This window comes from Amycolatopsis sp. NBRC 101858, from assembly GCF_030269325.1.
In the GTDB taxonomy this organism is placed as follows: domain Bacteria; phylum Actinomycetota; class Actinomycetes; order Mycobacteriales; family Pseudonocardiaceae; genus Amycolatopsis; species Amycolatopsis ponsaeliensis.
In genome coordinates this window covers 1315124-1334200 of the sequence record NZ_BSTD01000001.1, presented here as the reverse complement: position 1 = coordinate 1334200, position 19077 = coordinate 1315124, and the positions used below count along the sequence as shown (strand labels likewise).

26 protein-coding genes and 1 tRNA gene are annotated in these 19077 nt (G+C 70.2%); 21 read left to right on the top strand and 6 right to left on the bottom strand.

Going from position 1 to position 19077, the window contains the following annotated elements; translation table 11 throughout:
- Window positions 1-46 precede the first annotated feature (46 nt).
- The 14 genes from QSK39_RS06325 (at window position 47) to QSK39_RS06260 (ending at window position 7911) form a co-directional block, all read left to right on the top strand.
- A complete protein-coding gene (locus QSK39_RS06325) occupies window positions 47-424 on the top strand; it encodes a YdcP family protein (protein WP_247023093.1) in 378 nt (125 codons plus the stop codon).
- Window positions 425-981: 557 nt separating this feature from the next.
- Window positions 982-1146 (top strand): hypothetical protein, encoded by a 165-nt coding sequence (locus tag QSK39_RS06320; protein WP_285476697.1) that lies wholly within the window; start codon window positions 982-984, stop codon window positions 1144-1146.
- A 1-nt stretch (window position 1147) separates the two neighbouring features.
- Window positions 1148-1315 carry a hypothetical protein gene (locus QSK39_RS06315; RefSeq protein WP_247023095.1) on the top strand — a complete coding sequence of 56 codons (168 nt, stop codon included), beginning with the start codon at window positions 1148-1150 and terminating at the stop codon, window positions 1313-1315.
- A 5-nt stretch (window positions 1316-1320) separates the two neighbouring features.
- A complete protein-coding gene (locus QSK39_RS06310; RefSeq protein ID WP_285476696.1) occupies window positions 1321-1584 on the top strand; it encodes a hypothetical protein in 264 nt (87 codons plus the stop codon).
- Window positions 1585-1586: 2 nt separating this feature from the next.
- Window positions 1587-1769: a hypothetical protein gene (locus QSK39_RS06305; protein ID WP_285476695.1), complete on the top strand. Its 183-nt coding sequence runs from the start codon at window positions 1587-1589 to the stop codon at window positions 1767-1769.
- Between the two features lie 98 nt (window positions 1770-1867).
- Window positions 1868-3235, top strand: coding sequence for an FtsK/SpoIIIE domain-containing protein (locus tag QSK39_RS06300; RefSeq protein WP_285476694.1), 1368 nt, complete (start codon window positions 1868-1870; stop codon window positions 3233-3235).
- Window positions 3235-3582: a hypothetical protein gene (locus QSK39_RS06295; RefSeq protein WP_285476693.1), complete on the top strand. Its 348-nt coding sequence runs from the start codon at window positions 3235-3237 to the stop codon at window positions 3580-3582. Before QSK39_RS06300 ends, QSK39_RS06295 begins: the two co-directional genes overlap by 1 nt.
- 2 nt (window positions 3583-3584) lie before the next feature.
- Entirely contained in the window at window positions 3585-3806 is a 222-nt protein-coding gene (locus QSK39_RS06290; protein WP_285476692.1) for a hypothetical protein, read from the top strand.
- Window positions 3803-4222 (top strand): hypothetical protein, encoded by a 420-nt coding sequence (locus QSK39_RS06285; protein WP_285476691.1) that lies wholly within the window; start codon window positions 3803-3805, stop codon window positions 4220-4222. Before QSK39_RS06290 ends, QSK39_RS06285 begins: the two co-directional genes overlap by 4 nt.
- A 15-nt stretch (window positions 4223-4237) precedes the next feature.
- A complete protein-coding gene (locus tag QSK39_RS06280; RefSeq protein ID WP_285476690.1) occupies window positions 4238-4444 on the top strand; it encodes a hypothetical protein in 207 nt (68 codons plus the stop codon).
- A gap of 18 nt (window positions 4445-4462) precedes the next feature.
- On the top strand, window positions 4463-5131 hold the full coding sequence (locus tag QSK39_RS06275; RefSeq protein WP_285476689.1) for a DUF2637 domain-containing protein: 669 nt from the start codon (window positions 4463-4465) through the stop codon (window positions 5129-5131).
- 101 nt (window positions 5132-5232) lie between these two features.
- Complete coding sequence (locus tag QSK39_RS06270; protein WP_285476688.1) at window positions 5233-6582, top strand: replication initiator; 1350 nt, start codon at window positions 5233-5235, stop codon at window positions 6580-6582.
- Window positions 6575-6751, top strand: coding sequence for a helix-turn-helix transcriptional regulator (locus QSK39_RS06265; RefSeq protein ID WP_285476687.1), 177 nt, complete (start codon window positions 6575-6577; stop codon window positions 6749-6751). Before QSK39_RS06270 ends, QSK39_RS06265 begins: the two co-directional genes overlap by 8 nt.
- Window positions 6751-7911, top strand: a complete 1161-nt coding sequence (locus QSK39_RS06260; protein ID WP_285476686.1) for a site-specific integrase — start codon at window positions 6751-6753, stop codon at window positions 7909-7911. The genes QSK39_RS06265 and QSK39_RS06260 overlap by 1 nt, the downstream gene beginning before the upstream one ends.
- 54 nt (window positions 7912-7965) lie before the next feature.
- On the opposite strand, the gene QSK39_RS06255 is transcribed toward QSK39_RS06260, so the two are convergent.
- Window positions 7966-8038 (bottom strand) — tRNA-Arg (locus tag QSK39_RS06255).
- Window positions 8039-8312: 274 nt separating this feature from the next.
- Here QSK39_RS06255 and QSK39_RS06250 point away from each other — a divergent pair.
- From QSK39_RS06250 to QSK39_RS06220, 7 genes are all read left to right on the top strand, one after another.
- Window positions 8313-8966, top strand: coding sequence for a response regulator (locus QSK39_RS06250; RefSeq protein ID WP_003087851.1), 654 nt, complete (start codon window positions 8313-8315; stop codon window positions 8964-8966).
- Window positions 8967-9575, top strand: a complete 609-nt coding sequence (locus QSK39_RS06245; protein WP_285476685.1) for a trimeric intracellular cation channel family protein — start codon at window positions 8967-8969, stop codon at window positions 9573-9575.
- Window positions 9576-9643: 68 nt separating this feature from the next.
- Complete coding sequence (locus QSK39_RS06240; protein WP_284742850.1) at window positions 9644-10336, top strand: response regulator transcription factor; 693 nt, start codon at window positions 9644-9646, stop codon at window positions 10334-10336.
- Complete coding sequence (locus QSK39_RS06235) at window positions 10333-11742, top strand: sensor histidine kinase (RefSeq protein ID WP_285476684.1); 1410 nt, start codon at window positions 10333-10335, stop codon at window positions 11740-11742. Before QSK39_RS06240 ends, QSK39_RS06235 begins: the two co-directional genes overlap by 4 nt.
- A 145-nt stretch (window positions 11743-11887) precedes the next feature.
- Window positions 11888-12688 carry a DeoR/GlpR family DNA-binding transcription regulator gene (locus QSK39_RS06230; protein ID WP_285476683.1) on the top strand — a complete coding sequence of 267 codons (801 nt, stop codon included), beginning with the start codon at window positions 11888-11890 and terminating at the stop codon, window positions 12686-12688.
- Window positions 12685-13767 carry a galactose-1-phosphate uridylyltransferase gene (gene galT, locus QSK39_RS06225; RefSeq protein ID WP_285476682.1) on the top strand — a complete coding sequence of 361 codons (1083 nt, stop codon included), beginning with the start codon at window positions 12685-12687 and terminating at the stop codon, window positions 13765-13767. Before QSK39_RS06230 ends, galT begins: the two co-directional genes overlap by 4 nt.
- 72 nt (window positions 13768-13839) lie before the next feature.
- Complete coding sequence (locus QSK39_RS06220) at window positions 13840-15273, top strand: trypsin-like peptidase domain-containing protein (RefSeq protein ID WP_285476681.1); 1434 nt, start codon at window positions 13840-13842, stop codon at window positions 15271-15273.
- A 139-nt stretch (window positions 15274-15412) separates the two neighbouring features.
- Here the strand turns inward: QSK39_RS06220 and QSK39_RS06215 are convergent, their stop codons facing one another.
- Genes QSK39_RS06215 through QSK39_RS06195 form a run of 5 tightly spaced genes read right to left on the bottom strand, consistent with a single transcriptional unit; the run spans window position 15413 to window position 19041 of the window.
- Window positions 15413-15979 carry a hypothetical protein gene (locus tag QSK39_RS06215; protein ID WP_285476680.1) on the bottom strand — a complete coding sequence of 189 codons (567 nt, stop codon included), beginning with the start codon at window positions 15977-15979 and terminating at the stop codon, window positions 15413-15415.
- Window positions 15976-17094 carry a molybdopterin-dependent oxidoreductase gene (locus QSK39_RS06210; protein WP_285476679.1) on the bottom strand — a complete coding sequence of 373 codons (1119 nt, stop codon included), beginning with the start codon at window positions 17092-17094 and terminating at the stop codon, window positions 15976-15978. Before QSK39_RS06210 ends, QSK39_RS06215 begins: the two co-directional genes overlap by 4 nt.
- On the bottom strand, window positions 17091-17720 hold the full coding sequence (locus QSK39_RS06205) for a methyltransferase domain-containing protein (RefSeq protein ID WP_285476678.1): 630 nt from the start codon (window positions 17718-17720) through the stop codon (window positions 17091-17093). The genes QSK39_RS06210 and QSK39_RS06205 overlap by 4 nt, the downstream gene beginning before the upstream one ends.
- Window positions 17717-18400, bottom strand: coding sequence for a TIGR04282 family arsenosugar biosynthesis glycosyltransferase (locus QSK39_RS06200; RefSeq protein ID WP_285476677.1), 684 nt, complete (start codon window positions 18398-18400; stop codon window positions 17717-17719). Before QSK39_RS06200 ends, QSK39_RS06205 begins: the two co-directional genes overlap by 4 nt.
- On the bottom strand, window positions 18397-19041 hold the full coding sequence (locus tag QSK39_RS06195) for a glycosyltransferase family 2 protein (protein WP_285477946.1): 645 nt from the start codon (window positions 19039-19041) through the stop codon (window positions 18397-18399). Before QSK39_RS06195 ends, QSK39_RS06200 begins: the two co-directional genes overlap by 4 nt.
- Between the last annotated feature and the right edge of the window lie 36 nt (window positions 19042-19077).

Genomic DNA, 19077 nt, shown 5'->3' with positions numbered 1-19077 from the left:
CATGGTTCTATAGAGGTAGTTCTATTGGAGACCTTGGGAGGCAGACATGCAGGACATCCCGTTCGTCAGCTCGGGTTACCGGTTCATGGTCACGGAGGCTCCGATCATGAAGATGCGCGAGGTCAAGGGGGAGATGGTCCCGGCGACGGACCGCGAGGGGAACCCGGCGTTCGTGGTGATGCTGTTCGCGAAGCCGCGTCAGGTGGAGGGGCGCCGGCCGGGGAAGGGTGAAGAGATCAAGGTGACGCTTGCGGCGGACCCGGGGGAGGGGTTCGAGGAGGGCTCTTACGTTGAGTTGATCGACCCGGTCCTCAACACGTGGCAGACCACCGGGGACGACGGCCGGATCAGCGGCTCGGGTCTGTGGTTCAAGGCTCTCGGTTTGAAGCCTGTCGGGGCGGGTGCCGCGCAGCGCGCCGCCTGATCCCGACCTCATGATCGGTGGGTGACCGGTTCGCGCGGCTACCTCCCCGGCTGTCGCGTCATCACCACCCTGGAGCCCTTCCCAAGTCGGTTGGCTGCCCGTTTTCGAGTCGGGCAAGGGCACTTCTCGTTCATTGACAAATACAGAGTGGGCCGATCCATGCCTAAATCCGCGCTGTTTGTGGTGGCGCGCCTCGATTCCCGGCCGGGCTTGTTCGTCCGGGAGTCCTGGGGTTTCACCACGGATGTTCACGAGTGGAGAGGAGAGGCGAATGGGTGGGATGAACGCGATTCGGGGTGGGTTGTCGTCGTATGACCCGCACGGCCCGAAGCGGGGTTAGCGATGGCTGACCACGTTTGCTCGGCAAGTTTCTGGCTTTCGCCGACACGGATTGCCACGTGCACCGTGTGCGGCGCCCAGTGGGAGATGTAGGGAGGAAAGGCAGTGTTCACGTACTTGGTGTGGCTCGTACTGGTCGGGCTGCTGCTGGTCGCGGCCCCGGTGTTCGGGGTGCTCGCGCTGGTCTCGGGGCTGGCGCTGGCGTGGAAGGCCGGACGGTGAGCCGCCCGGTGAAGGTCGGCACGGTGATCCGCATGCTCGCCGCCCGGCTGGAGCGGGAACGGGCCGCCGCGCTCACGGAACCGACCGAGGACATGGGATGGCAGGCCGGTTTCTGCGACGGTCTGAAGCACGCACAGCACGTGATCCGGAACGGAGACTGACATGCCGGAAATCCAGGCGATCATCACGGCCGCGAGCGATGCCTACCGCGCGTTCGTGGCCACTGAGCCGGATCGGGACATCAGGGTCGCGGTCGGGAACGCGGTGCGCTTCCTGGCGGCAGACCTCACCTCGGCGGCTGAGCTGGTCGCCGCGACACGCGAAGGGTAGATCGGATGCAGATCGCTGCACTGAACCGGCGGGCGCAGCAGCGCTACGCCACGTTCGTGAACACCTTGGACATGGTCGCCGAAGTGCTGGCCGAAGTGGACAAGCTGATCGCGAAGTACGACGACCACGCCATGTCCGACTCCTGGACCATCGCCAGCAAAGACGACCTGAAGTCGTTCCGCACCAAGGCGTTCGACGAACTCGACCGGCTCCGGCTGCTGGGCAAGAAGCACGAGGCTGAACTCATCTCCCGGGACTGGAGGTTCTGACCATGGCACACCAGGTCGACCGGGTGGTCGATGACCTCGCCACGTCGCTCGTGCAGCTCAAGGAATCGATGCACGGGATGCCGATCAACCGCAACGGCTTCAAGGCCGCGCACGACCGGATGGGCCGCGCGATGGGAACGCTCATCACCGAGCTGACCGACGCCCGGACCGCCATCAAACCCTGACCAACCCCACATGATCCGTTTCGCACGCGACCGGCCCCGCCACCTCCCACCACGGGACGCGGGGCCGGTCTCGTGCTGCACGAGAGGACCACCAACCCATGACCACCCCCAAGTCGTCCCGCAAGATCGGGACCGAATTCAAGGCACTCAAGTGGCTGCTGCGCCACCCCGGCGCCACCGTGGCCCCGACCGCCGTCCTCGGCTCCGGGCTCGAGCTCGGCTGGAGCGCCACCGGCGGCATCACGGGCGCAACGGCCGGCGCTTTGCTCTGCTGGTACCGGGCGCACCCGGACACCTTCGACCACTACGCCGCCCCGCGGCTTCGGGCCTGGCGCCGCCGCTGGTCGGTCTACCTCGGGCCGCGCTTCGCCCGGGCGCTGCGGGCCTGCGACATGTACGTCACCGACCGCAAGACCGGCGAGGAGCTGTTCCCGAGGGTCACCCGGCTGCGGTCCTACTCCCCGTCGGTCGACGTCGTCACGATGGCGCTGGCGCGCGGGCAGGCTCGCCGCTCAATCGAGGAAAACCTCGAACGTCTCGCCGACACGCTGAGGGTGCAGCGGATCGCGTTCGAGCACCCGGAGCCCGGCTACGTCGCGCTGATCATCGAACGGACGGAGCCCTTCACCGAGACCATCCCGGCCCCGGAGATGCCCGAGGAGACCGACGCGGTCGACATCGACGACATCTACGTCGGCGAAACCGAGTACGGCACCGACTGGCGGCTCGGGCTGCGGTCGCATCTGTTCATCGCGGGAGCGACCGGCGCTGGCAAGAACTCGATCGTGTTCTCCGAGCTGCGGGCCCTGGCTCCGCTGATCCGGGACGGGCTGGTCCGGCTGTGGATCTGCGACCCGAAGCAACTGGAGTTCCGCAAGCTCGGGGACGCCGGCGTCGCCTACCGCTACGCCGACACCGAACAGGACTGCGCGGACTTGGTGGAGGAGTACGTCGCGGACCTGCGCGCCGTACAGCAGTCGTTCGCCGGGACCGGGCGCCGCAAGATCGAGGTGTCGCGGGAAACCCCGCTCAACCTCCTGATCATCGACGAGATCGGGGCGCTGCTGGCCTACGGCGACGGCACCATCGCCCGCAACCTGCGCAAGCTGCTCGCGATCGTCGGCTCCCAGGGCCGCGCCACGGGGCACTTCATGACCGCGCTGGTGCAGGAACCCGCCAAGGACGTCGTCCCGGTCCGGGAGCTGTTCCCGACCCGGGTGTGCCTGCGGGTCACCGCTCAGTCCCACGTGGACATGGTCCTCGGTGAAGGCGCCCGGCTCCGGGGAGCGCTGGCGGACGAGATCCCGAACGTGCCGGACACCGCCGGTATCGGCTACGTGATCCGGCAGCGCACCCGCGTCCCGCAGCGCGTGCGCGCCGCTTACGTCGACGACCGCGAGATCGACGAACTGATCACGTTCATCCGCTCCGGCCGCCCGATCACCGGCCTGTCGGTGGTGGCGTGATGACCGCGATCAACTACCCGGCCGTCGTGCACGCCCCGCACTTCGCGCTGGAGTCGCGGACCAAAAAGGGGATGGTCCCGCTCAGCGACCGCCTGTACTCCTCCAAAGAGGACGCCGAGACCTGGGCGATGGTGCTGCGGGAACCGGGCGAGCGGGTGTTCATCGCGGAGTACAGCGTCGCCTACTACGCCCGCTGCGTCGTGTGCGGCGAGTTCTCCGATCACGAACGCTGGCGCACTGCCGAATGGACAGACCTCGTGGAGTACCTCACTCACGAGCCCGGCTGGCGCTGCACGTCCGAACAGCTCGTGTTCTGCCCGAACCACCGACCCGACGAGGAGGACTGACCATGTGGCGTCTCGGCTTCTACGTGTGGCGAGTGTGGCTCTACGCCAAGTACGGCGTCCCGGCCGCGCTCGTGCTCTACCTGATCCACCTCGGACAGGGCTGGTCGGTGCTGTTCTGGATCGTGGCCGCCGTGTTCGGCTGCGTCGGGCTCGGCCTGGTGCTCGGGGTGACCGAGTTCCGCAACCGCGAGTTCGGCGACATCGGACGGGAGCGCATCCGATGACCCGCCGCGCCGACCCCGGACAGCTCGGCCTGTTCGGCACCCCCGCCCCGACGCCGGCCCCGACCACCGGCCGCGCCTGCCCTCCGGCCCGGGGACGCCGCAAGCCGCTCGGCTCACCCGGGAACCCGCTGGTGGCCAAGGACGTGCTCGCGGAAGTCCGGGACGGTCGGTTCGGGCTGCTGGACGACACCGACCGCGTGATGGTCCTCGACTGCGAAGGCCACTGCCGGGCCGCCCAGGAGGACGACGTCGTGATGCACCTGGTGTCCATCGGCTACGTCGAACGCAGCCCGGCCCGGGAGACGATCTCGTGCCTGCACGGCGTGGTCCGCAAGCCCGTTCTGCCGCTGCGGCTGACCCGACGTGGCCGGGACATGCTTCAACGCTGGTCCAACCTCGCTCCGTTCGGAAACTGACCGGAAAGGACAGTCATGCTGCCGATGCGCTACCTCACGCACATCGATCGCCTGATTTACGAGTACTACACGACCGATCTGAGCATCAGCGCCACGGACCGCGAAAGCCCAACTTTCAGCAGCCCCCGGCTGGCAGAACTCGCGGACGACATCGTCGCGCAGCTCGAACAGGAAGCCGACCACTACCGCGCCTACGCCCGCCGCTGGCGCGGCGAGAACTGACCTGAAAGGAGACTCATCATGTCCACTGCGGACAGTTCGAACAAGACTCGTCGGCTGGTGGACGTCGTTCGGGTCCTGGTCGCCGTCGTCCTCGGGAGCATCGGCGCGGCGGCCGGGTTCACCCACACCCACGACTGGGCCGTCCACCACGGACAGCTCGGCTGGATCGCCTGGGCCGACGCCGTGGTGATCGAGGGCATCGTCATCGTCGCCGGGTTCGAGATCCAGCGCGACCACCGGATCGGCGGAGCCCGCAAGCTCACGTTCCCGATGGTTGTACTCGTGGCCGGGTTCGGGGTGCAGATGGCCGCACAGGTCGCGCTCGCCGAACCCAGCCCGGCCGGATGGCTGGTGGCCGCGATGCCGGCACTCGGGTTCCTCGTGGTCGTCAAGCTCCTCATGCGCCGCACCCCGGCCCCCGAGACCCGGGAGCCCGTTGCGGATCTTGAGCCGGTCACCGCGAGCGCCTCCCGGACCGGCGTCTTCATCGACCCGGCATCGGCCGCCGTTGTCACTCCGGTCCGGCCCCGGCTCAGGCTCCCGGCCGAGCTGACCAGCCGGATCAACACCGTGGCCGAAACGGCTCGCAGTGAAGGGCGCGAGCTGACCATCGAGGAGATCCGCCGAGTCGTGCGTGTCCCGGAACCGATGGCCGTGCAGATCCTGCAGGACCTCGCCACCGGCTGACCCACGTCCCGACGCACCCCGCCACGGCGCGGGAGCCCGGCCACCAACTCCGGCCCGGCTCTCGCGCCGTTTCTCATGCCCGCCAACCGAAAGGCTCCGACATGCTGACGTTGGAAGACCGCCTCGCCGCCCGTGTGAAGGCCCTGGACTACCAGGACTGGCGAGCCAAGGTCCGCGCGGTCAACGGCTGCGCCCGCCCGATCCGGCTCTCCGGGGCGCATCAGCTCCAGGACGCAACTACCGGCGCCGTCCTGCACCATCACGGCGGGGACATCTTCGCCCCGTGCGGCAACCGCCGGTCCGGGGTCTGCCCGGCCTGCTCCGACCGCTACGCCGCCGACGCCTTCCACCTCATCCGCGCCGGGCTGATCGGCGGCGACAAGGGCATCCCCACCACGGTCGGGGACCGGCCGCGCGCGTTCGTCACCCTCACCGCCCCGTCCTTCGGCCCCGTCCACACCGCCCGCACCACCCGCAACGGCAAACGCCGGCCGTGCGGCTGCGGGGAGTACCACCACGATGACGACACCCGCACCGGCGCCCCGCTGGACCCGGAGACCTACGACTACGTCGGGTCGGTGATCTGGCAGGCCCACGCCGGCGTGCTGTGGCAGCGCTTCACGATGCGCCTGCGCCGGGAGATCGCCAAACGGGCCGGGCTCAAGGCCCGCGAGTTCACCGAACAGGCCCGGCTCTCCTACGGGAAGGTCGCCGAATACCAGCGGCGCGGGCTTGTGCACTTCCACGCCGTCGTGCGCCTGGATGGCCCCGAGGGCGCGGTGTCACCGGCTCCCCGGTGGGCGCACCCGGATCTGCTGGAAGACGCCGTGTACGCGGCCGCTGGGGCCGTGCTCGTGCCCGCTGCCTACCCGGACGGGACCGAGCTGTCGCTGACCTGGGGCACGCAGGTCGACGTCCGCCGCATCGAACCCGCCGCCTCGGCCGAGCTGGAAGACGACAACGGGCAGATCTCCGAAGCCCGGCTCGCCGCGTACATCGCGAAGTACGCAACGAAGGGCACCGGCAAGAGCGAAGCCGCCGACCGGCCGATCCGCTCCCAGCTCGACATCGATCACCTGAAGGTGACCGCGCACCACCGCCGCATCATCCAAACCGCCTGGGACCTCGGAGACCTGCCGGCGTTCGAGGACCTAAAGCTCCGCCGGTGGGCGCACATGCTCGCGTTCCGGGGCCACTTCCTCACCAAGTCGCTGGCGTACTCCACCACGTTCAAGGCCATCCGAGGTGACCGCCAGGCGTTCCGGCTCGCCGAAACCCTCGAACGGCTGGGGCTGGACGACCGCGCCGACTCGATCGCCGTGGTCAACGACTGGGCCTTCGACGGCTCCGGGTACCGCGACGACGCGGAACGCGAACTCGCCGCGGGCATCGCCGAACGCATCCGAGACGACCGAAAACTCAAGTACAGCAGGGAAAACGACCATGAATAGCAAGCTGCTCAGCATCGACGACGTCGCCGACTACCTCGGCATTCCGAAGAACACTCTGTACCAGTGGCGTACCAAGGGCTACGGGCCGACCGGCCGCCGCATCGGCAAGTACGTCCGCTACCGCTCCGAGGACGTCGATTCGTGGGTCGACGAGCAAGGGGTGGTCTGATGGGCCGGCCACCGCTCCCGCTGGGAACGTGGGGAAAGATCCGCACGTACGAGCTGCCGCAAGGTGGATCGCGCGCAGTAGCGAATTACAAGGACTACGACGGCGTTACGCGTCCGGTCGAACGGGTCGGAACAACGAAAGCCAAAGCGATCAACAACCTGCTCGAAGCCTTGCGTGACCGTGCGCGAAGGTCGGGTGACGGCGAGATCAAGGCGGAAACCAAAGTCTCCGTGGCGGCGGACATGTGGTTGAGGTCGATTGACGAATCAAGCAAAGCCGCGCGCACCAAGCGGGAGTATCGCGACACGTGGAATCGCTACTTGGCAACGCCCATGGGGCACCTTCGCGTCCGAGACATCCGTGTCTCAACAGTCAATCGCCTGATCACGGAGACGCGGGATCGCAACGGTCGTGGTGCGGCATCACACGTCAAAGTGGTGCTGTCCGGGATCTTCGCTCTGGTCGTCCGACATGACGCGCTCGATAAGAACCCGGTCCGTGAGATCGAGAGTCTGGGCGCCAAGAAGCGCAAGAAAGAACGTACGGTCAATGCGAAGTCCATCAGTCCCATTCTCGGGGTGTTCCACGCCGCCGAGAATGCGAAGCGATGGGACTTGGTCGACATGGTCGATGTGCTCTCCGGGCTCGGCTGCCGTATCGGCGAACTGCTTGCACTCGACTGGGACACCTCGGTCAACTTCGACGCCGGCACGATTCGGTTCCACGGAACTGCGATTCGGGTGACCGGGAGGGGCCTGTTCGTGCAGGACCACACCAAGAGCCGCGCAGGTATGCGTACGATCCGCCCGCCTGGTTGGGTGATGGACATCCTCAAACGTCGTCAGGCGGACGCTGAGACGCAATGGGTGTTCCCGTCGGCGACCGGCACCTTGCGGGACCCGGACAACACCCGGGCGCGGTTCCGGACGGTCGTTGAGAAGACGCCGTACAAGGGTCTGCACCCGCACGACTTCCGGCACTACGTCGCCGGGGTCCTTGATGATGCCGGCCTGACCGCTCGCGAGATTGCCGACTACCTCGGACACGAGCGAATCAGCACGACTCAAGAGGACTATATGGAACGGGGCGTTGTGGGCGAGGACGTCGGTCCGGCGCTGGCTGAGCGCCCGAAGATCGAGCTTCCCAAAGATGAGGGTTAAGCGAGGGTTGGCCTAATACGAAGCCCCTGGTCATCTGCCCGACCAGGGGTTTTGTGCCCCCGGCAGGATTCGAACCTGCGACACCCGCTTTAGGAGAGCGGTGCTCTATCCCCTGAGCTACGAGGGCCTACAACTGCCGACTCAAGCTTAGCTTGCCGAAGCAGGACTCAGCAGCAGGGGCACGGATGGAGTAGCCCGACTCTCGTCGTCACCCAGGTGAGTGGTTCTGCGGCATGTCCAAGCCCCGGGATACACCCCGCCGGAGCGCCCACCCGACCTGACCTGGACGGACCAGCGCCTCACCTGGTCGTGTCTGGTTTCGAACTGCTGAACAACAGTAGGTAACCTTCGTTAACGGGACGCGGGGAGCCGCCTCCTACTGGCTGTTGCGGAGGGCTTCGTTGATCAAGCTCATGTTCGCCGACGACGAGGAACTGGTGCGCTCGGGGTTGCGCGCGATGATGTCCGGGGCTCAGGACATCGAGATCGTGGGCGAGGCCTCCGATGGCAGATCCGCAGTGGAGGTCGCCCGGCGTTATCACCCCGATGTCGCCCTGCTCGACATCAAGATGCGGGCTCCTGATGATGGGATCAGGGCGCTGAGGGCCATCCTCGCCCTCCCCGATCCGCCCACCGTGGCCATGCTGACCACCTTCGACATCGACGAGTACGTCAGCCTCGCGCTGCGGCTCGGTGCCAACGGCTTCCTCCTCAAGGACATCGACCCGGCCGCGCTGCTCAGGGCGGTCAGGGACCTCGCGCGCGGGGGCGCCGTCCTCGATCCGGGGGTCGCCGCGCGGATGGTTCAGTCCCACCGGGACGAACAGCGCGCCGCCCAGCCCGCCCGGAAGCTGCTCGCCTCACTGTCCGAACGCGAACGCGAGGTCGTCGCGCTCATCGGGCAAGGGCTTTCCAACGCCGAGATCGGCGGACGCCTGCACCTGTCCGAAGCCACCGTCAAGGGGTACGTCTCCGCCGTGCTCTCCAAGATCGGGGCGGCGAACCGCGTGCAGGCCGCCCTGCTGGCCTACCGCGGTGGCCTGCTCGACCAGTAGATGCTGCTCACGGCGCTGGAGTTCCTCGGGCTCGTCGCCTTCGCGGCGTCCGGGGCGCTCGCCGCCGTGCGGGCTCGGCTCGACGTCTTCGGCGTGGTCGTCGTCGGGCTCACCACCGCGCTCGGCGGCGGCGTCATCCGGGACGTCCTGCTCGGCATCCACCCGCCCACGACGCTGCGGAACTGGCCCTACCTCGCCGTCTGCGCCGTGACCGCCCTGGTCGTCTTCGCCTTCCATCCGCAGGTCGCGCGGCTGCGGCGGGGTGTGCTGCTCGCCGACGCGCTCGGGCTCGGCGTCTTCGCCACCGCCGGGACGACCATCGCGCTCAACGCCGGCGCGACCATCTACGCCGCGTGCCTGATCGGGATGACCACCGGGATCGGCGGCGGCGCCGTGCGTGACCTCCTGCTCCGGGAAATCCCTCTGGTCCTGCGGAAAGAGATCTACGCCGTGGCCGCGCTGGCCGGCTCGGTGCTCGTCGCGGTCGGTCACGCTGTGCGACTACCGGAGGGGCCGGTCACCGTGGTCTCGGCCGCCGCCGTAGTCACCGTGAGGATGATCGCGCTCTGGCGGCACTGGAACGCGCCGGTCGCGCGAGCGCCGGAGTGAGGGAATCTCTTTGTTAGTTCTGTGTGTGTTCTTAGGCGAGTCTCAGCACGCTGAGTAAAACTGTCGCCATGCGCATCCTTGTGGTGGACGACGACCGCGCCGTCCGTGAGTCGCTCCGGCGGTCCCTGGAGTTCAACGGTTACCAGGTCCAGCTGGCCAGCGACGGTGCGCAAGCCCTGGAGGCGATCATCGCCGACCGTCCGGACGCGATGGTCCTCGACGTCATGATGCCCCGGCTCGACGGCCTCGAGGTGGCCCGCCGCCTGCGCAGCACCGGCGACGACCTGCCGATCCTCGTGCTCACCGCGCGCGACACCGTCTCCGACCGGGTGTCCGGGCTGGACGCCGGCGCCGACGACTACCTGCCGAAGCCGTTCGCGCTGGAAGAGCTGCTCGCCCGGCTGCGGGCGCTGCTGCGCCGCGCCAGCCCGGAGGCCCAGAACGGCCAGGCCTCGGAGATGCTGTCGTTCGCGGACCTGACGCTCGACCCGGGCACGCGCGAGGTCCGCCGCGACGGCCGCGAGATCAGCCTGACCCGGACCGAGTTCGCACTGCTGGAACTGTTCCTTTCCTACCCGAAGCACGTCCTCACGCGGGGCCGGATACTGGAGGAAGTATGGGGTTACGACTTCCCGACGTCGGGCAACGCGCTGGAGGTCTACGTCGGCTACTTGCGCCGCAAGACGGAGGCCGAGGGGGAGCCGAGGCTGATCCATACGGTGCGGGGAGTGGGGTACGTCCTGAGGGAAACCCCGCCGTGACCGAACCCGGCGATCCTCGCGGCACGCGCTGGGGGACGCGCCGGTTCTCGCTGCGCGGCCGGGTGACGCTGCTCGCCGCCGCCTGTGTCGCCGGCGCCGTCGCGCTGGTGTCGCTCGGCGCGTACATGGTCGTGCGCAGCAACCTCTACCAGCAGCTGGACGACGGCCTGATGGCGCGCGCCCAGGCGGCCGTCGCGTCGCCCCAGGTGCAGACCGAGCTGCGGCAGGTGCCCGGCGCGTTCCTGGCCAGCGCCGACCTGCAGATCGGGCAGCTCACCGCCGCGCCCGACGTCCAGCACGCCGTGATGACCTACCCGCTCTCGAGCTCGGCGCCGCCGTTCGGCCAGGACGAGCTGAACGTGGCGAACGGGGATTCACCGGAGTCGATGCGGACGGACTTCCGCACCGACAGCCGGGTCGTCGCGCTGCCCACCGGGCACGGCGAGGCCATCGTGCTCGCCCAGTCGATGCAGCCGACCAAGCGCACGCTGAACGAGCTCGCGCTGGTGCTGTTCCTGATCGGCGGCGCCGGCATCCTGGTCGCCGCCGCGGCGGGGACGGCGGTCGCGCGGACCGGCCTGCGCCCGGTCGACCGGCTGACCTCGGCCGCCGAGCGCGTCGCCAAAACCGGCGACCTGCGGCCGATCCCGGTCAGCGGCGACGACGAGCTGGCGCGCCTCACCACGAGCTTCAACACCATGCTCGGCACGGTCGCGGACTCGCAGGAACGCCAGCGCCAGCTGGTCGCGGACGCGGGACACGAGCTGCGGACGCCGTTGACGTCGCTGCGCACCAACCTCGAGCTGCTGCTCGCCGCGAGCAAGCCGGGCGCGCCGCCGCTGCCGGACGCCGACCGCGTGGACATCGTCGCCGACATCAGCGGCCAGCTCGACGAGCTGACGCAGCTCATCGGCGACCTCGTCGAGCTCGCGCGCCAGGACGAGCCGCGCGAACGCTTCGAGCGCGTCGAGCTGCTGGACGTCGTCGAGCGCGCGCTCGACCGGGCGCGACGGCGTGCGGGCGAGATCAACTTCGACGTCTCGCTGCAGCCGTGGGTGCTCACCGGCGACAACAGCTCGATCGAGCGGGCCGTGCTGAACCTGCTCGACAACGCGGTGAAGTTCTCGCCGCCGGACGCGACGGTCTGGGTGCGGCTGTACCCGCTCGGCGACGGCACCGCCGTGGTCGAGGTCGCCGACGCCGGCCCGGGCATCGCCGAGGAGGACCTGCCCAAGGTGTTCGACCGCTTCTACCGCTCGTCGGAGGCGCGGACGCTGCCCGGTTCGGGCCTCGGCCTGGCGATCGTCAAGCACGCGGCCGAGCGGCACGGCGGCGCGGTGTACGCGGCGCGGGCGCCCGAGGGCGGCGCGCTGATGACGATCCGGCTGCCGGGGGCGCCCGGCTGACCCCGTCGTGGTGTTGTTAGTCCACGCTGTCGCCTGGACTCCGTGACCTGGTCTTTCGAAGTTCACCCACGTCGACCCTGCGGATACCGTGTTGAATCGTGTAGGATTTTGTGTGGTTGGGGTGTGACGGGGACGGAGTTGAGCGGTGCTGGCGCGTCAGCGACAGGCGGTGATCCTGGAAGAGGCACGCCGGACCGGAGCGGTCCGGGTCAGTGACCTCGTGACCAGGCTGGGTGTCTCCGACATGACGGTGCGCCGCGACCTCGACGTCCTCGCCGGGCGCGGGCTCGTCGAGAAGGTCTACGGCGGTGCCACTTCGATCGTCGGCAAGAGCACCGACGAACCCGGCTTCGAGGCCAAGTCCGTGCGCCAGCGCGCGCAAAAGGAAGCCATCGCCGAGCTCGCCGCGACGCTCGTGCGGCCCGGCACCGCGATCGGCATCTCCGCCGGCACCACCACGTGGACGCTCGCCCGCGCGCTCGACGCCATCCCGGGGCTCACCATCGTGACCAACTCGATCCAGGTCGCCGACGTGCTCCGCGGGTCGACGCAGCCGGATCGCACCGTCGTGCTCACCGGCGGGGTGCGGACGCCGTCGGACGCGCTGGTCGGGCCGGTCGCCGTGCACAGCCTGCGGTCGCTGCACCTCGATGTCGTCTTCCTCGGCGTGCACGGGATGGCCGACGGGCCGGGCTTCACGACGCCGAACCTCACCGAGAGCGAGACCGACCGCGCGCTGGTCGAGGCCGGGCGCAAGCTCGTCGTGCTCGCCGACCACACCAAGTGGGGCACCGTCGGGATCTCCACGATCGCCGACCTGGACGAGGCCGACGTCGTCGTCACCGATGACGGGATCTCCGACGAGGCCAAGGAAATACTCGCCGAAAGGGCAACGGAACTCATGATCGCCGAAACGGCGGAGACAGTCGAGGCCGAAGAAGCGTGAAGCGCACCGTACGCCACCTGGCCGACGGCCGGGAGATCATCTACTTCGACCAGCCCGGCGCGCCCGATCGCGTCGCCGAGGACACCCGCGACCTGCCGCCCGTCGCGGCCGCGTCGGAGATCCGGCTGGACCCGCTGACCGGCGAGTGGGTCGCGATGGCCGCCCACCGGCAGACGCGGACCTACAAGCCGCCGGCCGACCTCTGTCCGCTGTGCCCGAGCAAACCCGGCAAACCGAGCGAGATCCCCGAAAGCGACTACGACGTCGTCGTCTTCGAGAATCGCTTCCCTTCCTTCGCCGAGGATGTCATCGGCGAGCCGTCCACTGTGGATGGTGCCGGGCTGGTGCCGACGCGGCCCGGACGCGGGCGCTGCGAGGTCGTCTGCTTCACCAGCGACCACGACGGCGCTTTCTCGCGGCTGAGCGCGAAGCAGGTGCGCGCGGTCGTCGACGCGTGGTCCGACCGCACGGCCGCACTGTCCGAAGTGCCCGGTGTGGAACAGGTCTTCCCGTTCGAGAACCGCGGCGAGGAGATCGGCGTCACGCTGTCGCACCCGCACGGGCAGATCTACGGCTACCCGTTCGTCACGCCGAAGACCGAGCGGATGCTCGACGTCGCCCGCGCTTACCAGGCCGAGCACGGCCGCCCGGTGCTCGGCGACGTGCTGGCCGCCGAGCGGAAGTCCGGTGCGCGCGTGGTGGCGTCCGGCGAGCACTGGACGGCGTACGTGCCGCCGGCGGCACGGTGGCCGATCGAGGTGCACGTGGTGCCCCACCGGCAGGTTCCGGACATCCCCGCCCTGACCGACGCCGAGCGTGACGACTTCGCCGACGTCTACCTCGACGTCCTGCGCCGGTGTGACGCGCTGTACGACCGGCCACTGCCGTACATCGCGGCGTGGCACCAGGCGCCCGTGCGCCGCGACCGCGAGCTCGGCTGGCTTCACCTGGAACTGTTTTCCGTGTTGCGCGCCAAGGACAAGCTGAAGTACCTGGCGGGGTCCGAATCGGGCATGGCGGTGTGGGTCAACGACGCGACGCCGGAGCAGATCGCGGAAAAGCTCCGCGCGGCGGGCTGATCCGGCCATACTCATCTCCGATGCACAGGTTCGGCTCAGGAACCTCTCAGGACCGTCCCGCAAGGTGATGACATGACCGAGAACGACCCCAGCGCGCAGGACCCCGCGGCGCCGCGGCACCCCGAGACCGGCCAGCAGGCCGCTCAGGGCGGCTGGGCGGGGAGCCCGTACGGTGACCAGGCCGCCACACCCGAGTCCGGCGGTACGCCGCAGTACTCGGCGCCGGAGCCGTCCTACCACGCGGTGACCGGGGCCGATCCGTCCTACGGGGCGCCGAACCCCAGCCCCTGGTCCGCACCGGGGACCCCGTCGGGCTCGACCCAGCAGAGCGTCTACCCGCCGCCGAACCCCAACCCGTACGCGCAGTCCGGGACGTCCGTCTACGGCGTGCCGCCGGCGCCGCCCGCTCAGCCGAAGCGGTCCGGCGGGAAGCTGCTCGCCGGCGTCGCGCTGGTGGCGCTGCTCGTCGGCGGCGTCGCGGGCGGGGCGGTCGGGTACCTCACCGGCGGCTCGTCCGGCGGCCCGGCGAGCAACGCGCTCGACGCGCCGAAGCCGGCCCAGCAGACCGGCAACGCCCCCGCGGGCTCGGTCGAGGCGGTCGCGCAGAAGCTGTCGCCGAGCGTCGTCGAGCTGCAGGTCAGCGGGCAGCAGGGGGCCGGCGAGGGCTCGGGGTTCGTCATCAGCACCGACGGCTACATCCTGACCAACAACCACGTCGTCGAGGTCGCCGCGAACGGCGGCCAGATCCAGGCCGTGTTCCAGGACGGCAAGAAGGCCGCCGCCAAGGTCGTCGGCCGCGACCCGACGACCGACATCGCGGTCGTCAAGGTCGACGGCGTCAACAACCTGACTCCGGTCGAGATCGGCCGGTCCGACGACCTGAAGGTCGGCCAGTCGGTCGTCGCCATCGGCTCGCCGTTCGAGCTGGCCGGCACGGTCACCTCGGGCATCGTCAGCTCGCTGCACCGGCCGGTGCGCGCGGGTGGCGGCCAGGCCAGCCAGGAGACGGTGATGGACGCCGTCCAGACCGACGCCGCGATCAACCCGGGCAACTCGGGCGGGCCGCTGTCGAACATGGCCGGCCAGGTCATCGGCATCAACTCGGCGATCTACAGCCCGCAGTCGGCGTCCGGCCAGGGCCAGGGCGGTTCCGAGAGCGGCAACGTCGGCATCGGGTTCGCCATCCCGATCGACCAGGCCCGCCGCACCGCGGACACGATCATCAAGACCGGCCAGGCGGTGCAGACCTACATCGGCGCGCAGGTCACGGACGCCCCGCAGGGCGGCGCGAAGCTCGGCGCCATCACCGCCGGCAGCCCGGCGGAGAAGGCCGGCCTCAAGTCCGGCGACATCGTGACGAAGATCGACGACCGGAACATCGACACGTCCGACACGCTGGTCGCCGCGATTCGCACCCGCGCCCCGGACGAGAAGGCGACGTTCACCCTCTCCGACGGCCGCACGGTCGAGGTGACCCTCGGCGGACAGCCCGTCCCGGCCAACTGATCCCTTCCAGACGCTCGGCCGCCTTGGCGCGGCCGAGACCAGCACTGGCTCGACCCCCGCATCTCGGGGCCGGACCCACAAGGCCACGCGCGATCAGGCATTCGATGCCGGTCGCGCGTGGCCGCATTTGTGGCCGGGTTCAGGCGCCCGGAGGGTCGGCGGGCGTACCTGGAGGGTCGGCCGGCGTACCTGGAGGGTCGGTTCGCGTGTCCTGCGGGGCATCTCGCGTGATTGAGGGGGCATCGCGCGTGATTGGAGGGGCATCACGTGTGTCTGGAGGGGCGACACGCGTGATTGAGGGGACGACACGGCGGGCCAGCGGGGTCAAGGCCACCAGGAGCCAGACCGCGGCCAACGTCAGGGCCAGGCCCAGGGCCGGGTTCCCGTCGTGGAGGCCGGGCATCGGCGGGGTTCCGTACGGGCGCCAGAGCAGCGGGAACGCCAGGATCAGCAGGACTCCGGTGATGACCGTGCCGATGACCACCGGGACCTTCCACGGGCGCGGGAGGACGCGGGCCAGGACGATGCCGAGCACCGCCGTCAGCGGGGCGACGACGCCGTCGTTGACCAGCGGGCCGCCGACGATCCAGCCGACCGCGCCGAACACGTCCGGGCGCAACGGGAACGCGTACTCGACGAACAGCACCACACCCCACGCCAGCGCCGCGAGGCCCGGCAGGGCGAGCAGAGCGCGAGCGGTCTTCACAGCGCCTCCAGCTTCGTGACCCACTTCGTCTGCAGCACCCCGGGCCGGTTCGGGGCGATGATCCGGCACGGGAAGCCGTGGTCGAGGTCGAGCTCCTCGCCGTTCAGCTCCAGCGCGAGCAGCGTCAGCTCGTCGGCCGTGTGCTCGCCGGGCAGGACGCTGACGCCGTACAGCCCGGACCGCTCCGAAGAGGACACCCGCACGGCCGTGCCCGGCGGCACACCGACGGCTTTCAGCAGCACCGGCAACGAGATCCCCCGCCAGGTCGCCGACTGGCTCCAGCCCTCGACGCACGCGATCGGCAGCTCGGCGGTCGTCTGCGGGAGCGCGCGCAGCTCGTCGAGCGAGAACTTCGTCGTGCCGCGCGGGGTCACCACCGAGAGCCGCCAGGACGCCGACCACGTGACGCCCGCGGCCGCCGCCGTCCGGTTCACCGGGAGGTTTTGCGTGCCCTTGCCCGTCTTCCAGGCGAGGCCGGAGATCCCGCGCAGGAACGGGACGGTCGCACCCGCCGTGGCGACGACCGCGACTCCGGTCGCGAGCCCGGTGGTCCGCAGGAACCCGCGCCGGGACAGCCCGGCGGCCGGTGGCTCCTCCTCGGGTGTGCCGCGGCTGAGCGCGCGCCGGATCACCGGCAGCTTCACCGCGACGTGCACCAGGATCGACCCGATCGCCAGCCACGCGACCGCGTAGTGCACCTGCGGGAAGTAGAAGCCCCACGGGTAGTTCTGCGCGACGTTCAGCAGCCCGGTCGTCAGCTCGAAGAACGCCGCACCCGAGAGCACGAGGATCGACAGGCGCTCCAGGGCGTGCGGCAGCGAACGGACGAGCGGCCGGCCGAACAGCTTCGGGTAGACGCTCCACAGCTTCGCCAGCAGCAGCGGGATCGACGCCACGCCGGAGATCACGTGCAGCCCCTGCGTCACGCGGTAGAGCCCGACCGGCCGGCTGGGCCAGAAGAACCACTCCGGCGGGTGCTGGATCAGGTGGCTGATCAGGCCGGTCACGAAGCACGTCGTGAACGTGACCGCCAGCGCCAGGCCGATCTTCGACGTCACGCGCTCGTCGTGCGCCGGTGCCGTGAAGTGTTCTTCCTTCGGGATCGGCAGCTTCACGACCGCTCCAACCGCGCGAACCAGCGGTGGCCGTGCCGGGTGGTCCAGCCGACGCGCAGCCCCGCGCGCATGGCCACCTCGGCGATCGCGTCCACGCCGACCCACGCCCAGGTGAACCAGGCGCCGTCGGCGTGCCCGGGCCGCAGCCGGACACGTTCGTGTCGCAGCCCGTGCCCCGGCGGTTCCAGCTCGACGAGGACGTCACCGTCGCCGGCGATCAGCTGCGCCGCCCGCCGCAGCAGGCCCACGGGATCGCCGCCGATGCCGATGTTGCCGTCGGCGAGCAGGGCGTGCCGCCACCGTCCTTCGCCGGGAACGTGGTGGAAGACGTTGCGGTGCAACGCACTCCCGCCGCGGCGGCGAGTCAGCCGGACGGCCGTGCGAGAGCTGTCCACGCCCAGCGCGACGACCCCGCGGGCGGCGAGGGCCGCGGTGAGCCGGCCCGGACCGCAGCCGATGTCGAGAGTCGGGCCGGCGCAGGCGTCGAGCAGGACCTCGTCGCCCTCCGACGCCGCCGTCCACCGTTCGACCGGCAGGTCGACCCGCTCGCCGGTGGCCAGTTCGAGCCAGCACCGGTGGCCCAGCAGGCCGCGGTCGAACTCGTTGCCGATGAGTGCCGTCTTCATGCGACCGCCCGCCCCGCGACCGCCGCGACGGCGCGCGCGAACCGGCCGTCCGGACACGTCGCCGCCACCGCGCGAGCGTCCGCCATGGTGTCCACATCGGACAGTCGCGCGGCCTGGCGCGGTCGCAGCCCGCACGCGGTGAGCGCGCGCAAGGTGCGTTCGCCGGTGTCGTCACGGGACATCGGGACGCCCGCGAGGGCCTGCGCGTGCCGCGGATCGGCGAGTCCGAGCGCCCACCAGCCGCCGTCTTCGGCCGGGCCGAGGACAGAGTCGTCCCCGCCGTGCACGACCGGCGCGGCCGCCGCGGCGAGGGACTCCGGCGTGACCTGCGGGGTGTCCATGCCGATCTGCAGGATCGGCAGGCCCGCGTGCACCGCGGCGGCGTCCGCGTGGGCGTTCGCCAGCCGGGCGCCGAAGTCCCAGCCCCGCTGCGGGATCATGGTCACCCGTCGCAGCGCCAGGCCGATTTCGGTGGCCAGCGCGGCGGCGCCGAGGTCGCCGGTCATCGCGACGACGGGCGCGGCACCGGGAACAGCGCACACGGCGTCGAGCGTGTCGAGCAACGCGGCCGCGGCGATCTGCGCCGCTTGCGCCGGGGTCGCCGGTGGGCAGAGCCGGGTCTTCGCAAGCCCCGGCACCGGGGCCTTGGCCACGACCAGCAGTACGAACCGATTCGTCATCGCGCCAGCACCCGCCCGAAGTCGCGGACCGCGCGCAGCGTGCCCCGCACCGAGCCGGACACCTTCGACTTCGTCCCCTTGGCGCGCTCGCCGTACCGGACGTCGAACTCGCGCACCCGCCAGCCGGCGCGCTGAGCCTTGATCAGCAGCTCGAGCGGGTAGCCGAAAGCCCGGTCCGTGACGCCGAGGCCGAGCAGCGCCCGCCGGTCCGCGGCCCGCAGCGGCGCGATGTCCCGCACCGGCAACCCGCGGCCCCGCAACAGCTGCGCCAGCACGACGTTGCCGGCCCGCGCGTGCCACGGCCACACCCCGGGACCGGTCGGCACCCGCCGCCCGACGGCCAGGTCGGCACCACCTTCGACCGCGGTCACCAGCCGCGGCAGGTCGCCGAGGTCCAGGGACCCGTCGGCGTCGGCGAAGCACACGATGTCCGCGGTGGCGGCCTCCAGCCCGGTGTGCACGGCCGCGCCGTAGCCGCGGCGCGGTTCGTGGACGACCTTCGCACCCAGCGAGGCCGCCACTTCGGGCGAGCCGTCGGCCGAACCGTTGTCGACGACGATCGCGCGGTAGCCCGGCGGCAGTCCGGCCAGTACTCCGGGCAGGGCGCCCGCTTCATCGAGGCAAGGGAGGACGACGTCCACTCCTGAGTCAGTCACGGCGCCGACCGTAAGTCCGGG

Excerpts from the sequence above, each read along its gene's own strand:
- QSK39_RS06325 (WP_247023093.1), top strand. The coding sequence starts at position 47 with ATGCAGGACATCCCGTTCGTCAGCTCGGGTTACCGGTTCATGGTCACG.
- QSK39_RS06315 (WP_247023095.1), top strand. The coding sequence starts at position 1,148 with ATGCCGGAAATCCAGGCGATCATCACGGCCGCGAGCGATGCCTACCGC.
- QSK39_RS06310 (WP_285476696.1), top strand. The coding sequence starts at position 1,321 with ATGCAGATCGCTGCACTGAACCGGCGGGCGCAGCAGCGCTACGCCACG.
- QSK39_RS06305 (WP_285476695.1), top strand. The coding sequence starts at position 1,587 with ATGGCACACCAGGTCGACCGGGTGGTCGATGACCTCGCCACGTCGCTC.
- QSK39_RS06300 (WP_285476694.1), top strand. The coding sequence starts at position 1,868 with ATGACCACCCCCAAGTCGTCCCGCAAGATCGGGACCGAATTCAAGGCA.
- QSK39_RS06295 (WP_285476693.1), top strand. The coding sequence starts at position 3,235 with ATGACCGCGATCAACTACCCGGCCGTCGTGCACGCCCCGCACTTCGCG.
- QSK39_RS06290 (WP_285476692.1), top strand. The coding sequence starts at position 3,585 with ATGTGGCGTCTCGGCTTCTACGTGTGGCGAGTGTGGCTCTACGCCAAG.
- QSK39_RS06285 (WP_285476691.1), top strand. The coding sequence starts at position 3,803 with ATGACCCGCCGCGCCGACCCCGGACAGCTCGGCCTGTTCGGCACCCCC.
- QSK39_RS06280 (WP_285476690.1), top strand. The coding sequence starts at position 4,238 with ATGCTGCCGATGCGCTACCTCACGCACATCGATCGCCTGATTTACGAG.
- QSK39_RS06275 (WP_285476689.1), top strand. The coding sequence starts at position 4,463 with ATGTCCACTGCGGACAGTTCGAACAAGACTCGTCGGCTGGTGGACGTC.
- QSK39_RS06270 (WP_285476688.1), top strand. The coding sequence starts at position 5,233 with ATGCTGACGTTGGAAGACCGCCTCGCCGCCCGTGTGAAGGCCCTGGAC.
- QSK39_RS06265 (WP_285476687.1), top strand. The coding sequence starts at position 6,575 with ATGAATAGCAAGCTGCTCAGCATCGACGACGTCGCCGACTACCTCGGC.
- QSK39_RS06260 (WP_285476686.1), top strand. The coding sequence starts at position 6,751 with ATGGGCCGGCCACCGCTCCCGCTGGGAACGTGGGGAAAGATCCGCACG.
- QSK39_RS06245 (WP_285476685.1), top strand. The coding sequence starts at position 8,967 with ATGCTGCTCACGGCGCTGGAGTTCCTCGGGCTCGTCGCCTTCGCGGCG.
- QSK39_RS06240 (WP_284742850.1), top strand. The coding sequence starts at position 9,644 with ATGCGCATCCTTGTGGTGGACGACGACCGCGCCGTCCGTGAGTCGCTC.
- QSK39_RS06220 (WP_285476681.1), top strand. The coding sequence starts at position 13,840 with ATGACCGAGAACGACCCCAGCGCGCAGGACCCCGCGGCGCCGCGGCAC.
- QSK39_RS06205 (WP_285476678.1), bottom strand. The coding sequence starts at position 17,720 with ATGAAGACGGCACTCATCGGCAACGAGTTCGACCGCGGCCTGCTGGGC.
- QSK39_RS06200 (WP_285476677.1), bottom strand. The coding sequence starts at position 18,400 with ATGACGAATCGGTTCGTACTGCTGGTCGTGGCCAAGGCCCCGGTGCCG.